This is a genomic window from Janthinobacterium kochi, from assembly GCF_051380715.1.
In the GTDB taxonomy this organism is placed as follows: domain Bacteria; phylum Pseudomonadota; class Gammaproteobacteria; order Burkholderiales; family Burkholderiaceae_D; genus Janthinobacterium.
Map to the genome: position 1 here is coordinate 162,556 of NZ_JBNYXO010000001.1, position 16,638 is coordinate 179,193.

Here is a 16,638-nt window from a genome sequence, read left to right on the forward strand (position 1 = left end):
GTTGCAGTCATTTAAACGCATGCAGGGGCGACCTGCTTGCGTTGGCACAAAGTCCGTCTGCGATCAAGACAATTACTGCGCCAGATCAGGATTCATGTCGCTGTACGCGGCTGTAGCGTGGAACTTCTTCTTTGCTGATTAATCTCAATCTGGCAAAAAAATTGGCGATCAATAATGGCCTCCACCAAGGCGCCGCCCATCTTTCCCAGCGGTAGCGTCCTCCACGTGAAGGAATGCCCCGATGAAGCCAGCCACCATGTTGCACCGTATTGCCTGCCTCGCCAGCGCCTTGCTGCTGGCCGCCTGCGCCACGCCAGAGCAGTCGGCGCCCAGGAAACCTGCTGCGCCGACCCTGGCGCAAGTGATGAGCGACGCCGATGCAGCCGCGCGCGCCGGCCAGTACGAGCGCGCCATGACCCTGCTCAAGGGCGGTGGCAGCAGCTACCCGGCCGACAAGGCGCCGTGGCTGCAAATGGCGCAGATGAAGTTCGATCGCGGCCAGTACGGCGACGCGATCGGCCATGCGCTCGAAGCGCTGGAGCGCGACCCCGACGACAAGGTCGCCAACAGCATCGTCGCCGTCAGCGGCTTGCGCCTGTCCGGCAAGGCGCTGGCCGACCTGTCGCGGCAAAACAATCTGAATGGCTCGCTGCGCTCGGAAGCGCAGGACCTGGCCAAGCTGCTGCGCGCGAGCATCGGCGAAGACGTGCTGGTGCCGCCGGCCAGGCGTCCGCCGGCGGCCGGCAAGCGCGCTGCCAGATCCGGTTCCGGTACGCCAGCGGCGAAAGGCGAGGCGCAGCAAGGCAGCGGGGCCGACCCGTTCAGCGGCCTGAAATAAGCCAGCATCCCCACCATCCCCTTGCAAAGGAAGCGACATGCCCAAGTCCGACAGCGTGCAAAAACGCCTGCAAAAGATACGCGCGCCGCGCGTGCAAATGACCTACGACGTCGAGATTGGCGACGCGATTGAAAACAAGGAGTTGCCCTTCGTGGTCGGCGTGCTGGGCGACTTTGGCGGCAATCCGGACAGCGAAAAAAAACGCCTGAAGGACCGCAAGTTCGTCTCTCTCGACCGCGACAATTTCGACGAAGTGCTGGCCGGCGTGGAGCCGGTGGCGCGTTTCGCCGTGCCGAACCGCATCAGCGAGGCGGGCGGCACGTTCGCTGTCGACCTGCACTTTCGCTCGATGGATGACTTCCGCCCGGAATCGGTGGTGCGCCAGGTCGACCCCTTGCGCAAGCTGCTCGAGGCGCGCACCAAGCTGGCGGACTTGCGCAACAAGCTGGCCGGCAACGACAAGCTGGAAGACTTGCTGACGGAAGTGCTGAACAACACGGACAGCCTGGCCACCCTGAAACCGCAGTTCCCAGCGCAGGAGGATTGAGATGAGCGCCCAGGCAGAAGCCCTTGCGGTAGCCACCCCCGGTGCGCCGGCCGCCACCGACTTGCTGGACCAGATCGTCGAGCAAAGCCGCGTCGCCAAGTCCGGCGCCGAACATGCGCGCGCGCGCGACCTGATCTCGGAACTGGTGGCGCAGGTGCTCGACGGCACGGTGCTGATGTCGACCAGCCTGTCGGCCACCCTGGACGCGCGCGTGGCGGAAATCGACCGCCTGATTTCCGCCCAGCTCAGCGAAATCATGCATGCGTCGCCATTCCAGCAGCTTGAGCAAAGCTGGACCGGGCTGCGCTACCTGGTCGGCAATTCCGATACGGGCACGCGCTTGCAGATCCGCATGTTCAACGCCACCAAGCGCGAACTGGTGAAGGATTTCCAGGCGGCGCTGGAGTTCGACCAGAGCAGCATGTTCAAGAAGGTCTATGAAGAGGAATTCGGCACTTTCGGCGGCGCGCCATTCGCCGCGCTGCTGGGCGACTTCGCCATTTCCCGCCAGCCGGAAGACATGTATTTCGTCGAGCAGATGTCGCACATTGCCGCCGCCGCCCATGCACCGTTCATCGCGTCGGCCGCGCCCGAGCTGTTTGGCCTGGAAAGCTACGGCGACCTGGGCAAGCCGCGCGACCTGGCCAAGGTGTTCGACACCATCGAGTACGCGAAATGGAAAGCCTTCCGCGAATCCGAGGATGCGCGCTACGTGGGCCTGACCTTGCCCCGCTTCCTGGGCCGGCTGCCGTTCAATCCCGTCGATGGCACTACCGTCGAAGGCTTTAATTTTGTCGAGGAAGTCGATGGCAGCGACCATCACAAATATCTGTGGTGTAACGCCGCGTATGCGTTCGGCTGCAAGCTGACGCGCGCCTTTGCCGATTACGGCTGGTGCGCCGCCATCCGCGGCGTGGAGGGCGGCGGCCTGGTGGACGACCTGCCCACCCATACCTTCAAGACGGACGAGGGCGACGTGGCCCTGAAATGCCCGGCCGAAGTGGCGATCACCGACCGCCGCGAAAAGGAATTGTCGGACCTGGGCTTCATCTCGCTGGTGCACTGCAAGAACACGGCGTATGCCGCATTCTTCGGCGCGCAGTCGGCGCAGAAAAGCCGCAAGTACAACAGCGACGCGGCCAACGCGAACGCGGTGTTGTCGTCGCAGTTGCAGTACATCTTCGCCGTTTCGCGCATCGCCCATTACATGAAGGCCATGATGCGCGACAAGATCGGCAGCTTTGCCGCCGCCTCCAACGTGGAAGATTTTTTGAACCGCTGGCTGATGCAGTACGTGCTGCTCGACGATAACGCCAGCCAGGAGCAGAAGGCGCAGTTCCCGCTGCGCGAGGCGTCCGTGCAGGTGCATGAAGTGCCGGGCCGGCCCGGCGTATACCGCGCCGTGTCGTTCCTGCGGCCGCACTTTCAGCTTGATGAATTATCCGTTTCGCTCCGACTGGTCGCGGAGTTGCCGAAGTCGACCAATTCCTGATTCACCCATCTTTCAACCACAGGAGCACACCATGGCAATCGATGTATATCTGCAGATAGACGGCATCAAGGGCGAGTCCACCGATGACAAGCACAAGGACTGGATCGAGTGCAAATCGGTCAGTTGGAGCGTCGAGCAGCCGAAGTCCGCCACCGCCTCGACGGGCGGCGGCCACACGGCTGAACGCTGCGAGCATAAGGACATCGTCATCTCCAAGCTGGCCGACCTGGCCTCGCCGGTGCTGCTGCAGACCTGCTCGGCCGGCAAGACCATTCCCAAGGCGCGCTTCGAATTCATGCGCGCCGACGGCCAGGGTGAGCGCGTCAAGTACTTTGAAATCGAAATCGAGAATGTGCTGATCGGCGCCGTCACGCCGAACGTGGAAGAAGGCGACATCCTGGGTGAACACGTCGGCTTCAAGTTCTCGAAAGTGAAGTGGAAATACACGCAGCAAAAAGTGACGGGCGGCGCTGGCGGCAATACCTCGGGCGGCTGGGACCTGGCCGCGAACCGCGTGGCTTGATCCATGGCGCGCGGCGCGCGGCGGCCACCTGCGCCCGCGCGCCGCGCCGACTTTTCAGGAGAGCGCATGGACAGTTATGTACCTGGCCTGTTCGACCGCCTGATGGGCGACGGCGGTGCGGTAGCGGGCGGCGTGGCGGTGCGCCTGTCGCTCGAGCAGTTGAAGGATGCGGTGGCGCGCGATCTGGAAGAGCTGCTCAACACGCGCGTGGCGCTGCCGCCGGGCGCGCTGGACGCCTATCCGGAATGCGCGGCTTCCATCGTCAACTATGGCTTGATCGATTTCGCCGGCATGTGCCTCTCCAGCAGCGATGACCGCGCCCGCATCTGCGCCGCGCTGAAGGCGGCCATCGAACGCCATGAACCGCGCCTGCGCAATGTGCGCGCCCGCCTGGAGCGCGAAGCGGGCAGCATCAACCGCGTGGGCTTCGTCATCAGCGGCACCCTGGCCGTGATGTCCGGCGGCGAGACGGTCAATTTTGACGCCGTGCTGCAGCCGTCGTCGCTGCGCTATTCGATCAACCGCAAGGGAGCCGCCGCATGAGCAATAATTTGAAAACCCTGATCGCCAAACTGAATGACACGGCGCGCACGGCCGCCACCCGCGCCGCTGGCATCTGCGTGGGACTGGGCCAGTATGAAGTCGATATCGAACACCTGTTCCTGGCCCTGCTGGAGCAGGAGCGCAGCGATTTCGTCACCATTGCGCGGCGTAGCGAAATCAGCTTGACGGCGCTGGATGCCGACCTGCGCCGCGAGATCGCCAGCTTCAGGACGGGCAGTGCGCGCACGCCCGTGTTTTCGCCCCACTTGCCGCTGCTGTTCGAACATGCCTGGCTGATCGCCTCGCTGGGCACGGTGGCGGATGCCACCCGGCCGACCGCCATCCGCAGCCGCCATCTGTTATTGGCGCTGCTGACGGAGCCGGAACTGTCGCAGCTCGCGTACCGTGGCTCGAAGCTGTTTGCCCGTTTCAGCGTCGAGCAATTGAAGCACCATCCGGACAAACTGACGGCCGGCTCCAGCGAGGAGGAAAGCGCTGGCGTGCCGCGGCTTTCCGACACCGGCGACGATGCTGTTGCTAGCCTGGCCAGCAAAACCCCGGCGCTGGACCAGTTCACCACCGACCTGACGCAGCTGGCGCGCGACGGCAAGCTCGATCCCGTGATCGGCCGCGAGGCGGAGATACGCCAGGCCGTCGACATCCTGCTGCGCCGCCGCCAGAACAATCCGATTCTCACGGGCGAGGCGGGCGTGGGCAAGACGGCCGTGGTGGAAGGCCTGGCCTTGCGCATCGCTGCCGGCGACGTGCCCGAGGTGCTGCAGGGCGCGCACATCCACGCGCTCGACATGGGCTTGCTGCAGGCCGGCGCCAGCGTGAAGGGCGAATTCGAAAGCCGGCTGAAGAATGTCATCGACGAGGTGGCGAAAAGCCCGCACCCCATCATCCTCTTCATCGACGAGGCGCATACCATGATCGGCGCCGGCGGCCAGGCGGGGCAGAACGATGCGGCCAACTTGTTGAAACCGGCGCTGGCGCGCGGCGCCCTGCGCACGATCGCGGCCACCACCTGGAGCGAGTACAAAAAATATTTCGAGAAGGATGCGGCGCTGGCGCGGCGCTTCCAGGTGGTGAAGGTGGAAGAACCGAGCGAAGACATCGCCTGCGCCATGCTGCGCGCCATGGCGCCGCTGATGGAGCGCCATTTCGGCATCCGCGTGCGCGACGCCGCCATCGTCGAGGCGGTGCGCCTGTCGCACCGCTACATCAGCGGGCGCCAGTTGCCCGACAAGGCCATCAGCGTGCTCGATACGGCGTGCGCCAAGGTGGCGCTGGGCCAGCGCGCCACGCCGGCGCAGCTGGAAAACGCGAACCGGCGGCAGGAACGTATCGGCGCGGAAATCGCCGCCCTGATGCGCGAGGCGGCCGATGGCGAAGTGCCCAACAAGGCCGGCACCGCGCGCCTGGCGCAGCTGCGGCGCGAGCATGAGGAAGGACAGGCGGTGATTGCGGCGCTGGCGCAGCGCTGGGAGCGTGAAAAGGCGCTGGTGGCACAGGTCGGCGACTTGCGTGGGCAACTGCGCGGCGAGCGGCCGGGCGAGATCGGCGCGGCACGCCTGCTGGCGCTGAAGGAAGAACTGACGGCGCTGCAGGGAGAGGCGCCGCTGTCGCCGCTGGAAGTCGATGCGCAGGTGGTGGCCGGCATCGTCGCCGGCTGGACCGGCATCCCGTTGGGGAAAATGCTCAAGGATGAGATTCGCACGGTGCTGACCCTGGACGGTTCGCTGCGCGAACGGGTACTGGGCCAGGACCACGTCATCGCAGCGGTGGCGCAGCGCGTGCGCACGGCGCGCGCCAGCCTGGACGATCCGAACAAGCCGCAAGCCGTGTTCCTGTTCACGGGACCCTCCGGCACGGGCAAGACGGAAACGGCGCTGGCGCTGGCCGACCTGCTGTATGGCGGCGAGCGCAAGCTCATTACCATCAACATGAGCGAGTACCAGGAGGCGCATAGCGTGGCCGGCCTGAAAGGCTCGCCGCCCGGCTATGTCGGCTATGGCGAGGGCGGCGTGCTGACGGAAGCCGTGCGGCGCCAGCCCTACAGCGTGGTGCTGCTCGATGAAGCGGAAAAGGCCCATCCCGATGTGCTGGAACTGTTCTTCCAGGTCTTCGACAAGGGCGTGCTCGATGACGCGGAAGGGCGCGAAGTCGATTTTCGCAACACCATCATCATCGCCACCTCGAACCTGGGTTCGGGCACGATGATGGCCGCCTGCCTGAACCGGGCAGCGCAGGACTTGCCCACGCCGGCCGCGCTGGAAGAGCTGGTGCGCCCGCAGCTGGTGGCGCATTTCAAGCCGGCCTTGCTGGGACGCCTGAAGGTGCTGCCCTTCTATCCCTTGAACGACGCGGTGCTGGCCGAGATCATCGCGCTGAAGCTGGCGCGTATCGGGCAGCGCATCGCACGCAACCACCAGGCGCAGTTCAGCCATGACGCGGGCCTGGTCGAGGCGGTGCTGGCGCGCTGCACCGAGGTCGACTCGGGCGCCCGCAATGTCGACCATATCCTCAACGGCAGCCTGCTGCCGGCGATCGCCGAAGCGGTGCTGGCGCGCATGGCAGAAGGCGAGCCGATCGCCTCGATACGCGTCAGTGCCAGCAAGCAGGGGCAGTTCAAGTACACAATCCGATAATCCACCGCCCGGAGAGCGCCATGTTCAATCTGGAGCAGTTGCTGCACCCCGTCAGCGCCGTCAGTCCCTGCGGCGAAGACATCACTTTCAGCCAGGAGCTCGACGCTATCGCGCGCGCGCGCCAGCACGATGACCCCAGCCTGGACCAGGGCGAGTGGGTAACGGCGCTGAAGGAAGCCGACTGGCCTTTCGTGGCGACGCGCTGCGAACAGCTGATCGCAGCGCGCAGCAAGGATTTGCGCCTTGCCGTGTGGCTGGCCGAGGCGCACGCGAAAACGCGCCACTTCCGTGGCCTGGGCGATGGCTATGCGCTGCTGGCCGGCCTGTGCGAGCGTTACTGGGAGGGCCTGTACCCGCCGGCGGAAGAGGGCGACCAGGAACAGCGCATCGGCAATGTCTTCTGGCTGCTGTCGCGCACGCCGCAGCTGCTGCGCGAGATTCCGCTGACCGAAGGCGCCGACGGCCTGTTTTCAGTGCAGGATTTCGATGTGGCGCGCCAGCGCGCGGCCGCCAGCCTGGCGCAGGGCGCAGCGGAACAGGGCTGGGGCGATGCGCGCCACGACGAAGGGGCGACCCTGGCGCAGATGGAGGCAGCGCGGCAAAGGAATACACGCGCCTTTTCCGACGCATTGCTGGCCGATGCACAATACTGCATGCAGTCGCTGCTGGCGTTCGAACGCAGTGTCGATGCGCGTTTCGGCACCGATGGCCCGAGTTTTCGCGCGGCGCGCGAAGCGCTGGAAAACGTCATTCATTTCATTGCGCCGCTGCCATCTGGCGTGGACTTTTCCGGCGCGCCGCCCGCTGCTGGCCAGGGCGCCAGCAACGGCGGGGGCGCCATCGTGCAGCGCCAGCAGGCACTGGCCCAGTTGCGCCAGGTGGCCGATTTTTTCCGCCGCACCGAGCCGCACAGCCCCGTCGCGTATCTGGCCGACAAGGCCGCCAGCTGGGGCGAACTGCCGCTGCACCTGTGGCTGCGCGCCGTCGTGAAGGATTCGGGCACCTTGGCGCAGCTCGACGAGATGCTGGGCACGAACAGCGCGAACGGGTGATCGTTGTTGGCGCTTCCATGCTAATCTTTGGGCATGTCCAGAATGCTCATGTTGCCTGCCGCGCTATGCCTGTTCATCGCTGCCAGCGCGCAGGCCGGGGCTGCGACACCGCTGGTGATCTATGGCGACGACGATTATCCGCCGTACTCCTACGTCGAGAATGGACAGCTGAAAGGCATCTACACGGAGATCGTGCGTGTCGCCTTGCAATCGATGCCGCAGTATGCGGTGCAGCTGCGTCCCGTGCCCTGGAAGCGGGGGCTGCTGATGCTGCAGACGGGCGAGGCGTTTGCCCTGTATCCGCCGTATTCGTGGCGCAGCGAACGGCCGTATGTGCGCTATTCCGTGCCGCTGCTGATGGAGCAGCTGGTGGTGCTGTGCAATCAGGACGTGCTGGCCAGGCGCGCGCTGCGGCAGTGGCCTGCCGATTACGGCGGTCTGCACATCGGCGTGAACGCGGGTTTTCTGCTGGGCGATGCGGCGCTGACGGCGTCCTTGCGCGCCGAAAAAATCGTGCTCGCCCCGGCCAAGGGCACGCGCACGAATTTGCTCAAGCTGATGCGCGGGCGCATCGATTGCTATGTCAGCGACCGCCTGTCTGCGCAGTGGGAATTGCAGCGCATCCGGCGCGAAGGGCCTGCGGGCACGCCGATGCAGGCGCTCCAGGCGATACAGGAAACCGCGCAACTGGCCAGCCAGCAGGGCCACCTGGGCTTTACCGCGCGCCAGCCGGCCACCTACCCTTATCGCGATGACTTTATCGAGCAATTCAATGCCGCCATCGTGCGCATGCAGAATAGTGGCGCGATCCGCCGCATTGTCGACCGCGCATTGCTGCCCTGATTTCAACTATGGAGAAGACCATGAAAAAACTGTTGTTCCTGAGTGTGCTCGTGCTGGCCGGCTGTGTGGGCCGGCCCGAGAATATTCATCCCGTCAATCACTTTGACACGACCCGTTATCTGGGCAAATGGTATGAGATCGCACGCCTCGACCATTCCTTCGAACGGGGCCTCAGCCATGTGACGGCCGACTATAGCCTGCGCCAGGATGGCGGCCTGAAAGTACTCAACCGCGGCTACAAGGACGCGGACGCGAAGTGGAAGGAAGCCGAAGGCAAGGCGTATTTCGTGGACAAGAAAGACGTGGGCTACCTGAAAGTGTCGTTTTTCGGACCCTTCTATGGTTCCTACATCGTGTTTGATTTGGACCAGCAAGATTACAGCTACTCCATGATCAGCGGCCCCGACAAGTCATATTTGTGGTTGCTGTCGCGCACGCCCACCATGGACCCTGCCTTGCAGCAGCGCCTGGTCGAGAAAGCCCGGGAACTGGGTTTCGATACGTCAAAATTGATCTATGTGAAACAAAACTGACCTTGCTTGCCTGCCGCCCGTTCGTGGCGGCATAACGCCTTCCAATTGTTGCTTTTCTGCATGTTATTTCTTGCAATACCAACCTGATTCACTCACAATCTGCTCCAAAGTGGTGCGCTGCGGCGTGCCGCCATACTGGTGACGCGGCTAGTGTCGCATCGCCGCTCGTGATTGCCGCACGGCAGATGCCTGCTATATTTAATACGTAGCAGCAGGTCGGTTTCGTGGCGTCTGTGCATTGTTTTTTTCAGATAGGAATCACGCAATGAAAAACCTCAAAATCGGCATACGTCTCGGTGGCGCTTTTGCCGCCGTCTTGCTCCTGTTGACGAGCCTGACCGTGGTGGGCATCGTGCAGATGCAAAGCGCCAGCAAGGAAACCGATACACTGATCAGCGTCAAGGTGCGCAATGAGCGCCTGATCGCGGAGTGGACCAAGGTCATCGAGGTGAACGCGGCGCGCACGGCGGCCGCCTGGAAAGTCAGCGATCCAGAACACCAGAAACAGTTTGAAAAGGAAATGGCGGTCTCGTCCGCCCGCGCCACGGAAATCCAGAACGATATCGGCAAGAGCGAGCTGAACGCTGAAGAGCAGGCGTTGTACCAGGAAGTGCTGAGCACGCGCAAGGCCTACACGGACGTGCGCAAGAATGTGTTCAAGGCCAAGAATGCGGGTGACCTGGAACTGGGCAAGCGCCTGTACGAAGGCGACATGGCCGCCAAGCGCGACATTTACCTGGCGGCGCTGAAGAAGCTGGAAGTGCTGGAAGCCAGATTGCTCGATGAAGCGGCTGCGCACATCCGTTCGCGCTACGAAAATGGCCGTTTGCTGCTGATCTCGCTGGGCGCGGTCGCCATCTTGCTGGGCATCGCCTGCGCCTACTGGATCACGCGTTCGATCACGCGTCCCATCACGCGCGCCGTCGAGGTGGCGGAAGCCGTTTCCGCTGGCGACCTGACCAGCCATATCGTGGTGGAAAGCCGCGATGAAACGGGGCAATTAATGCATGCGCTGAAAAACATGAACGATAAACTGGTCAGTATCGTCGGTCAGGTGCGCGCCGGCACCGAATCGATCAGCACGGCGTCGAGCGAAATTGCCGCCGGCAACCTGGACTTGTCGTCGCGCACGGAAGAGCAGGCCAGTTCGCTGGAAGAGACGGCTTCTTCCATGGAAGAGCTGACTTCGACCGTGAAACTCAATGCCGACAATGCCCGCAGTGCCAATCAGCTGGCCATCGACGCTTCGCAGATCGCCAGCAAGGGTGGCGTGGTGGTGTCGGAAGTGGTCAGCACCATGGGCTCGATCAACGATTCCTCGCGCAAGATTGTCGACATCATCAGCGTTATCGACGCCATCGCCTTCCAGACGAATATCCTGGCCCTGAACGCGGCCGTGGAAGCGGCCAGGGCTGGTGAACAGGGCCGCGGTTTTGCCGTGGTGGCCTCCGAAGTGCGCAACCTGGCGCAGCGTTCCAGCGCTGCGGCCAAGGAAATCAAGGGCTTGATCGACGATTCCGTGCAAAAGGTCGAGGCCGGTTCGCAACTGGTGGACAAGGCGGGCCGCACCATGGACGAGATCGTGCAAAGCATCAGCCATGTGACGCAGATCATGAACCAGATCACCGACGCCAGCGATGAGCAGCGCGCCGGCATCGAGCAAGTCAACCAGGCCATCGGCCAGATGGACCAAGTGACGCAGCAAAATGCAGCGCTGGTGGAAGAAGCGGCTGCGGCGGCGGAATCCATGCAGGAACAGGCGGCCAAGCTGGCCGATGTGGTGGGGGTATTCAAGCTTGATGCTACGCAGCAATATGTCCCGGCCAGCGTGTCCGCCCGTCCCGCCGCAGGCCAGCCAGCCGCAAGGCGCACCGTGACCGCTGCTGCGCGCACCTCCGCGCCCACCGTCGTCGCCCATTCCGCCAGCGGTCCCGTCAAGGCAGCGAAACCGGATACGGCACACACCAGCAAGCCGCGCGCACCGGTCGCTTCCGGCGCCGACGAGTGGGAAGAGTTTTAAGCTTTGTTTTAAGCGGCCGCTCGCTCGGCCATTCCCGCTGGCATGGCGCGGGCGCTACAATCGCGGCTTGAAGAATCCCGCGCACGCGCTCCGCCATGACCACCAGTCGCACCTCCAGCACTTCCAGCCAGACCTCTGCATTGCCCTCCCACGCCGAACCGCCCAAACGCGAGCGCTGCGCGGTCTGCCTGCGCGCCGCCACCAGTTGCATCTGCCGCTGGACCACCTCCGTTGCCCACGTGGTAGAGGTATTGATCCTGCAACATCCGCTGGAAGTCCACAACGCCAAGGGCAGTGCCCGCTTGTTGCACCTGAGCCTGCCCAACAGCCGCATGCTGACGGGCGAACAGTTTGCCCCGGACACGCTCGCCGCACTGCTGGCCGACAAGCACAACGTGCTGCTGTATCCGGATACGCCAGGCGACCGTTCGCTGGGCATCGCGCCGCCGCCAGCGCTCGACCCTGGCATCTTGCTCGATCCCGCCCGAGTGCGGCTGGTGGTGCTGGACGCCACCTGGCGCAAGAGCCGCAAGATGCTGTACTTGAATTCCCGCTTGCAACAGTTGCCGCGCCTGCCCCTGCGCGATACGCCCGCTTCCCATTACCTGATCCGCAAGGCGCACGCGCCAGACCAGTTATCGACCCTGGAAGCGACCTGCTATGCCTTGATGCAGTTGGAGCGGGACGCGCCCCGCTTCGTTCCCCTGATCACGGCATTTGATGGCTTTGTCGAACAGCAGTTGAGTTATGTCATGCCGCATGGTGAAAAAGCGTGAAACGGCAGCACGGTAACCCTTGATCTTGCCCGCACAGCGGCATAGTATACTGTACGTATATACAGTTAATGAGGCCGTTCATGAAAGCAATCATTCCAGAGCACGATGACAGCTTCGCCGGGCAAGCCATGTTGCCGCCGCAATCGCTGAAAGCCCGCAAGGGTCGCGGTGCCGTGTCGAACTTGCAAGGGCGCTACGAGGCGCATGCGCGCGCCGGTTTTGATGATGGCTGGAACGTGGGCGGCCTGGACGAGGTGGCCGGGGATGAAGCAGTGCCGGGCTGGAAAACGCAGGTCAGCGACGAGCAGGCACGCAGCATCCTCACGCGCAATGCCTCGCCCGATTTGCCGTTCAATGTGTCCCTGAACCCGTACCGGGGTTGCGAACACGGCTGCATTTATTGCTTTGCCCGTCCCACGCACAGCTATCTGGGCCTGTCGCCGGGCCTGGACTTCGAAAGCCGCATCTACGCCAAGGTGAACGCCCCCGAACTGTTGCGGCAGGAATTGGCCAGGGCGTCGTATGTGCCCGAACCGATCGCCCTGGGCGTGAACACGGATGCGTATCAGCCGTGCGAACGCGAACGGCAACTGACGCGGCGCGTGCTGGAAGTGTTGCACGAGTGCGAGCATCCCGTGGCGCTGATCACGAAATCGTCGCTGATCGAGCGCGATATCGACATTTTGGCGCCCATGGCGGCCAAGCATCTGGCGGCCGTGGCCGTCACTGTCACCACGCTCGATCCCGCCATCGCGCGCACGCTGGAGCCGCGCGCGGCCGCCCCGGCGCGGCGGTTGCGCACCATCCGCACCCTGACGGAGGCGGGCATTCCCGTGGGCGTGAGCATCGCGCCCATCATTCCGTTTGTCACGGAGCCGGAAATCGAGCAGCTGCTCGAAGCCGTGCGCGATGCGGGCGCCATCCACGCCCATTACGTCGTGCTGCGCCTGCCGTGGGAAGTGAGCCCATTGTTCCAGCAATGGCTGGAAGCGCACTTCCCGGAACGGGCCCAGCGCGTGATGAACCGGGTGCGCGAAATGCGCGGCGGCAAGGATTACGACAGCGCGTTCGGTACGCGCATGCGGGGTGAGGGCGTGTGGGCCGACCTCATTCGCCAGCGTTTCGAGAAAGCCGTGCACCGGCTGGGACTGCACGGCAAGGGCGGCCGCTTCAAGCAGCTCGATTGCACGCAGTTCCGCCGGCCGCTGGTGGTGCCGCCGTTGGGGGCAAGGGAAAAAGGGGGCAATGTGGGGCAGCTGGATTTGTTTTAAGTTAAACCGTCCTCAGCGCTGATGCGGCAGGGTGGCGTTCACGCGCTGGAATGCGGGCGATGGTGACCTGCGGCTGGGGGAGTGCCGCCGCTCACCGGGAAGGGAGCGCCGTCGTTGGGGAACCCGGAGACAGGATCTTGCCACAGGTGCCGGAGGGCGCTGCGCGCTCTATCGTGCGGCGCTATCGTGTGGCGTCATCCTGGGTATGGGTCTGGAACAGCGCCAGATGCTGTTCGATGGCAAAGACATGTGGGTCGCTCTTGCCCAGCTCACGCAAGGCGCTGGCCAGGTGCAGCAGGTATTCGCTGTTCGGGCCGCTGGGGCCGTTTGAACGGGCGATCTGGCGCGCGATGTCCAGTTCCGGGGCGTCACCGAGGAAGGCGGCGTTTTCTTCGTTCGCGATGTACACCAGGCCTTCGACGTTGCTGCCATCGTCGAAGGTGATCTCGGTGGCCAGGCGCAAATAGCCGTTCTTTTCGCGGTGGTCGAGGTGGGCGAAGACTTCGGGCGTGATCAGATAAGCCATGCCGTCGCACACGGCGCCCGCCTGTGGCACGATGGTGGCGACTCTGCCCGGCGCCATCGGCGTGCCCCGATGATCGTGCGAACCTTGCCAGAAGCGCCGCGTCCAGCCTTCGATGCTGGCGGGGCGCCGTTCGATATAGGGAAAGTCGGCCTTGTAGATCAGCGAGCCATAGCCGAACAGCCAGACCTGTGCATGGCCGTCGAATTTGTTCATGCGCTGGTTGATGGCGATGGTGGCGGCGTCGGTAGCGGACAGGTCGTGCTGGTCAGGCTGGGTCATGGCATAAGCGGCAAGGGGCGATGCGCCATTATAAAGCGCTGCCAGCCGGGCCGCCGGCCGGCAGGGCGTCGCGTGCGCCGTTGTTTCCGCCGACGTTCCACTCGTGTGTTTCGACGAACTGGAACAGGAAGGCCATGAAGCTTTCGGCTGCCGGCGACAGCGAACGGCCCGTCTTCGTGTAGACGAAAAAGCGCCGCGTCAGTTCCGGCTCGTGCAGGGCGCGCATGTGCAATTGATATAGTTTGACCATCGGTTCCGCGTACGGCAGGCAGACCGTGATGCCCAGGTTGGCGCTGACCATGGCCAGCGCCGTCGTCATGAAGGTTACTTCATTGTAGGGATTGAGCGACAGCTCGCGAAACGCGCCGTGCATGTCGCGCAGCAGGCGTTCCGTGAACTGGCCCTGCAGTGAAATGAATGGGTAATCGCCCACGTCGGCCCAGGTGACGCGCTCTTTCTGCTGCAGCGGATGCTGCTCGGGAAAGACCAGCACGAAGGGCATTTCAAATAGCACTTGCGCGGCGATTTCCGCCGTCGGATCGCGTTCGGGACCGATGCCGAAATCGACTTCGCCGCTGAAGACGCGCGCCGACACGTTTTCCACGGGGCAGTCGACCAGGCGCAGCTGCACGTCCGGATGCGCCTGGCGGTAGGCGGCGATCACTTCCGGCAGCAGGGTGCAGGCCATCATCTGCGGCGCGGCGATGCGCACCATGCCCGTTTTCAGGGCCTTGCGCTGGGCGATGCCGGCCATGGCGCCATCGAGGTCCTCGATCATCTTTTCAAACAGCGGATACAGTTCGCGGCCGATTTCCGACAGCTGCGTCTTGCGCGTACTGCGCTCGACCACGCGCACGCCCAGCACGCTTTCCAGTTCCTTGATCAAGCCGCTCAAGGCGGACTGCGTCACGTGCAGGTATTCGGCGGCCAGGGTAAAGCTGCCGGTCTTGGCCAGCGCCACGAAGGCGCGCATCTGTCGCAGGCTGGGACTCATAAGGTAATCCGATAAATCAATGGTTAAAAATTGTTTGTATGATAGCTGTAACTCGATTCTAATGGTGAAAAGCTGAAAACAGGCCCGCCATCGCGCCCAGGGCGCATCCATTGGAGACAAACACCATGAAGATCAAGCAAATCCACCACGTCGCCTACCGCTGCATCGATGCGAAGAAAACCGTCGAGTGGTACGTCAAGCATTTGAACATGAATTTCGTCCTCGCCATCGCCGAAGACCTGGTGCCGTCGACCAAGGCGCCGGACCCGTACATGCACGTTTTCCTCGACGCGGGCCAGGGCAATGTGCTGGCCTTCTTCGAGCTGCCGACGCAGCCGCCCATGGACCGCGACCGCAATACCCCTGCCTGGGTGCAGCACCTGGCGCTGGAAGTGGGCAGCATGGAGGAACTGCTGGCCGCCAAGGAGCGCCTGGTGGCCGCCGGCATCGAGGTGCTGGGCCCCGTCAACCACGCCATCTTCCAGTCGATTTACTTCTTCGACCCGAACGGCCATCGCCTGGAACTGGCGGCCAACGTGGGCACGCCCGAGATGATGGCCAAACTGGACGCCGTCAAATGGGAAATGCTGGAAGAATGGTCGCAGACGCGCCGCGCGCCCAAGCACGCCGCCTGGATGCACGCGCCGGCCGACGCGTAAACGCCGCAGATTGAACACTGCAGACTGACACCATCTGAACACTACGCCAAACAAGGAATACCATGAAACTCGCAACCCTGAAAAACGGCAGCCGCGACGGCGCCCTGATCCTCGTCAGCCGCGACCTGCGCCAGTACCAACGCGTGGCCGCCATCGCTCCCACCCTGCAGGCGGCACTCGACAACTGGGACGCCGTCGTGCCGAAACTGGAACAGGCCTACGCCGATCTGAATGCGGGCAAGGCGCCGGACGCGCAGCCGTTTGATGCCAATCTGTGCCACTCGCCGCTGCCGCGCGCCTACCAGTGGGCCGACGGTTCCGCCTACATCAACCACGTGGAGCTGGTGCGCAAGGCGCGCAACGCGGATGTGCCGGCCTCGTTCTACACGGACCCGCTGATGTACCAGGGCGGCTCCGACAGCTTTATCGGCCCGCGCGACCCCATCTTCGCCCTGTCCGAAGAGTGGGGCATCGACCTGGAAGCGGAAGTGGCCGTCATTACGGGCGACGTGGCCATGGGCGTCAGCGTGGCGGATGCGGCAGCATCCATCCGCCTGGTCATGCTGGTCAACGACGTCTCGCTGCGCAACCTGATCCCTGGCGAACTGGCCAAAGGTTTCGGTTTCTTCCAGTCGAAGGCGGCCAGCGCGTTTTCGCCCGTCGCCGTCACGCCCGATGAACTGGGTACCAACTGGGCCGACAGCAAGCTGCATTTGCCGCTGCTCGTGGAGCTGAACGACAAGCCTTTCGGCAAGCCGAACGCGGGCGAAGACATGACCTTCAATTTTGCGCAGCTGGTGGCGCATGCGGCGAAGACGCGCGAACTGGGCGCCGGCAGCATCGTCGGTTCCGGCACCGTGTCGAACAAGCAGGGCAACCTGTTCGGTTCGAGCATCGAGAACGGCGGCGTGGGCTACTGCTGCCTGGCCGAAGTGCGCATGTATGAAACCATCGAACACGGCGCGCCAAAAACGGCGTACTTGCAGTTCGGCGACACGGTGCGCATCGAGATGCGCGACGCGGCCGGTGCCAGCATCTTTGGCAGCATCGAGCAGACGGTCGCGCTGTACGCCGGCCGCGCCTGAAAGGAC

General features: G+C 63.7%; 16 protein-coding genes. 14 read left to right on the top strand and 2 right to left on the bottom strand.

Annotated features, from left to right (window positions below):
- Nucleotides 1–241 precede the first annotated feature (241 nt).
- The 12 genes from ACQ4WL_RS00740 to ACQ4WL_RS00795 all read left to right on the top strand — a co-directional run bounded on the left by ACQ4WL_RS00740 (nucleotide 242) and on the right by ACQ4WL_RS00795 (nucleotide 13,089).
- Nucleotides 242–838 (top strand): hypothetical protein, encoded by a 597-nt coding sequence (locus ACQ4WL_RS00740; protein WP_436507469.1) that lies wholly within the window; start codon nucleotides 242–244, stop codon nucleotides 836–838.
- A gap of 37 nt (nucleotides 839–875) precedes the next feature.
- The gene (gene tssB / locus ACQ4WL_RS00745; protein ID WP_436507471.1) at nucleotides 876–1,385 is read left to right on the top strand and encodes a type VI secretion system contractile sheath small subunit; all 510 of its coding nucleotides are present in this window, start codon (nucleotides 876–878) and stop codon (nucleotides 1,383–1,385) included.
- 1 nt (nucleotide 1,386) lies between these two features.
- The gene (gene tssC, locus ACQ4WL_RS00750; protein ID WP_436507473.1) at nucleotides 1,387–2,877 is read left to right on the top strand and encodes a type VI secretion system contractile sheath large subunit; all 1,491 of its coding nucleotides are present in this window, start codon (nucleotides 1,387–1,389) and stop codon (nucleotides 2,875–2,877) included.
- Nucleotides 2,878–2,908: 31 nt separating this feature from the next.
- The gene (locus tag ACQ4WL_RS00755; protein WP_034750126.1) at nucleotides 2,909–3,400 is read left to right on the top strand and encodes an Hcp family type VI secretion system effector; all 492 of its coding nucleotides are present in this window, start codon (nucleotides 2,909–2,911) and stop codon (nucleotides 3,398–3,400) included.
- Nucleotides 3,401–3,466: 66 nt separating this feature from the next.
- Complete coding sequence (gene tssE, locus ACQ4WL_RS00760; protein ID WP_436507474.1) at nucleotides 3,467–3,943, top strand: type VI secretion system baseplate subunit TssE; 477 nt, start codon at nucleotides 3,467–3,469, stop codon at nucleotides 3,941–3,943.
- A complete protein-coding gene (tssH, locus tag ACQ4WL_RS00765; protein WP_436507475.1) occupies nucleotides 3,940–6,594 on the top strand; it encodes a type VI secretion system ATPase TssH in 2,655 nt (884 codons plus the stop codon). The genes tssE and tssH overlap by 4 nt, the downstream gene beginning before the upstream one ends.
- A gap of 20 nt (nucleotides 6,595–6,614) precedes the next feature.
- A complete protein-coding gene (tssA, locus tag ACQ4WL_RS00770) occupies nucleotides 6,615–7,646 on the top strand; it encodes a type VI secretion system protein TssA (protein ID WP_436507477.1) in 1,032 nt (343 codons plus the stop codon).
- Between the two features lie 33 nt (nucleotides 7,647–7,679).
- Nucleotides 7,680–8,489: a substrate-binding periplasmic protein gene (locus ACQ4WL_RS00775; protein ID WP_436507478.1), complete on the top strand. Its 810-nt coding sequence runs from the start codon at nucleotides 7,680–7,682 to the stop codon at nucleotides 8,487–8,489.
- Between the two features lie 20 nt (nucleotides 8,490–8,509).
- Nucleotides 8,510–9,022 carry a lipocalin family protein gene (locus tag ACQ4WL_RS00780; RefSeq protein ID WP_436507480.1) on the top strand — a complete coding sequence of 171 codons (513 nt, stop codon included), beginning with the start codon at nucleotides 8,510–8,512 and terminating at the stop codon, nucleotides 9,020–9,022.
- Between the two features lie 265 nt (nucleotides 9,023–9,287).
- Nucleotides 9,288–11,042, top strand: a complete 1,755-nt coding sequence (locus ACQ4WL_RS00785; RefSeq protein ID WP_436507482.1) for a methyl-accepting chemotaxis protein — start codon at nucleotides 9,288–9,290, stop codon at nucleotides 11,040–11,042.
- A 95-nt stretch (nucleotides 11,043–11,137) separates the two neighbouring features.
- On the top strand, nucleotides 11,138–11,818 hold the full coding sequence (locus ACQ4WL_RS00790) for a tRNA-uridine aminocarboxypropyltransferase (RefSeq protein WP_436507484.1): 681 nt from the start codon (nucleotides 11,138–11,140) through the stop codon (nucleotides 11,816–11,818).
- Nucleotides 11,819–11,898: 80 nt separating this feature from the next.
- Nucleotides 11,899–13,089 (top strand): PA0069 family radical SAM protein, encoded by a 1,191-nt coding sequence (locus ACQ4WL_RS00795; RefSeq protein ID WP_436507485.1) that lies wholly within the window; start codon nucleotides 11,899–11,901, stop codon nucleotides 13,087–13,089.
- 181 nt (nucleotides 13,090–13,270) lie between these two features.
- Here ACQ4WL_RS00795 and ACQ4WL_RS00800 read toward each other — a convergent pair whose 3' ends face one another.
- A complete protein-coding gene (locus ACQ4WL_RS00800; protein WP_436507487.1) occupies nucleotides 13,271–13,894 on the bottom strand; it encodes a gamma-glutamylcyclotransferase in 624 nt (207 codons plus the stop codon).
- A 28-nt stretch (nucleotides 13,895–13,922) separates the two neighbouring features.
- Nucleotides 13,923–14,888 (bottom strand): LysR family transcriptional regulator, encoded by a 966-nt coding sequence (locus ACQ4WL_RS00805; protein WP_436507488.1) that lies wholly within the window; start codon nucleotides 14,886–14,888, stop codon nucleotides 13,923–13,925.
- Between the two features lie 125 nt (nucleotides 14,889–15,013).
- On the opposite strand from ACQ4WL_RS00805, the gene ACQ4WL_RS00810 reads away from it, so the two are divergent.
- Nucleotides 15,014–15,547 carry a VOC family protein gene (locus tag ACQ4WL_RS00810; RefSeq protein ID WP_070311278.1) on the top strand — a complete coding sequence of 178 codons (534 nt, stop codon included), beginning with the start codon at nucleotides 15,014–15,016 and terminating at the stop codon, nucleotides 15,545–15,547.
- Nucleotides 15,548–15,609: 62 nt separating this feature from the next.
- Nucleotides 15,610–16,632 carry a fumarylacetoacetate hydrolase family protein gene (locus ACQ4WL_RS00815; RefSeq protein ID WP_436507490.1) on the top strand — a complete coding sequence of 341 codons (1,023 nt, stop codon included), beginning with the start codon at nucleotides 15,610–15,612 and terminating at the stop codon, nucleotides 16,630–16,632.
- The last annotated feature ends 6 nt before the right edge of the window (nucleotides 16,633–16,638 follow it).

Excerpts from the sequence above, each read along its gene's own strand:
- ACQ4WL_RS00740 (WP_436507469.1), top strand. The coding sequence starts at position 242 with ATGAAGCCAGCCACCATGTTGCACCGTATTGCCTGCCTCGCCAGCGCC.
- tssB (WP_436507471.1), top strand. The coding sequence starts at position 876 with ATGCCCAAGTCCGACAGCGTGCAAAAACGCCTGCAAAAGATACGCGCG.
- tssC (WP_436507473.1), top strand. The coding sequence starts at position 1,387 with ATGAGCGCCCAGGCAGAAGCCCTTGCGGTAGCCACCCCCGGTGCGCCG.
- ACQ4WL_RS00755 (WP_034750126.1), top strand. The coding sequence starts at position 2,909 with ATGGCAATCGATGTATATCTGCAGATAGACGGCATCAAGGGCGAGTCC.
- tssE (WP_436507474.1), top strand. The coding sequence starts at position 3,467 with ATGGACAGTTATGTACCTGGCCTGTTCGACCGCCTGATGGGCGACGGC.
- tssH (WP_436507475.1), top strand. The coding sequence starts at position 3,940 with ATGAGCAATAATTTGAAAACCCTGATCGCCAAACTGAATGACACGGCG.
- tssA (WP_436507477.1), top strand. The coding sequence starts at position 6,615 with ATGTTCAATCTGGAGCAGTTGCTGCACCCCGTCAGCGCCGTCAGTCCC.
- ACQ4WL_RS00775 (WP_436507478.1), top strand. The coding sequence starts at position 7,680 with ATGTCCAGAATGCTCATGTTGCCTGCCGCGCTATGCCTGTTCATCGCT.
- ACQ4WL_RS00780 (WP_436507480.1), top strand. The coding sequence starts at position 8,510 with ATGAAAAAACTGTTGTTCCTGAGTGTGCTCGTGCTGGCCGGCTGTGTG.
- ACQ4WL_RS00785 (WP_436507482.1), top strand. The coding sequence starts at position 9,288 with ATGAAAAACCTCAAAATCGGCATACGTCTCGGTGGCGCTTTTGCCGCC.
- ACQ4WL_RS00790 (WP_436507484.1), top strand. The coding sequence starts at position 11,138 with ATGACCACCAGTCGCACCTCCAGCACTTCCAGCCAGACCTCTGCATTG.
- ACQ4WL_RS00795 (WP_436507485.1), top strand. The coding sequence starts at position 11,899 with ATGAAAGCAATCATTCCAGAGCACGATGACAGCTTCGCCGGGCAAGCC.
- ACQ4WL_RS00800 (WP_436507487.1), bottom strand. The coding sequence starts at position 13,894 with ATGACCCAGCCTGACCAGCACGACCTGTCCGCTACCGACGCCGCCACC.
- ACQ4WL_RS00805 (WP_436507488.1), bottom strand. The coding sequence starts at position 14,888 with ATGAGTCCCAGCCTGCGACAGATGCGCGCCTTCGTGGCGCTGGCCAAG.
- ACQ4WL_RS00810 (WP_070311278.1), top strand. The coding sequence starts at position 15,014 with ATGAAGATCAAGCAAATCCACCACGTCGCCTACCGCTGCATCGATGCG.
- ACQ4WL_RS00815 (WP_436507490.1), top strand. The coding sequence starts at position 15,610 with ATGAAACTCGCAACCCTGAAAAACGGCAGCCGCGACGGCGCCCTGATC.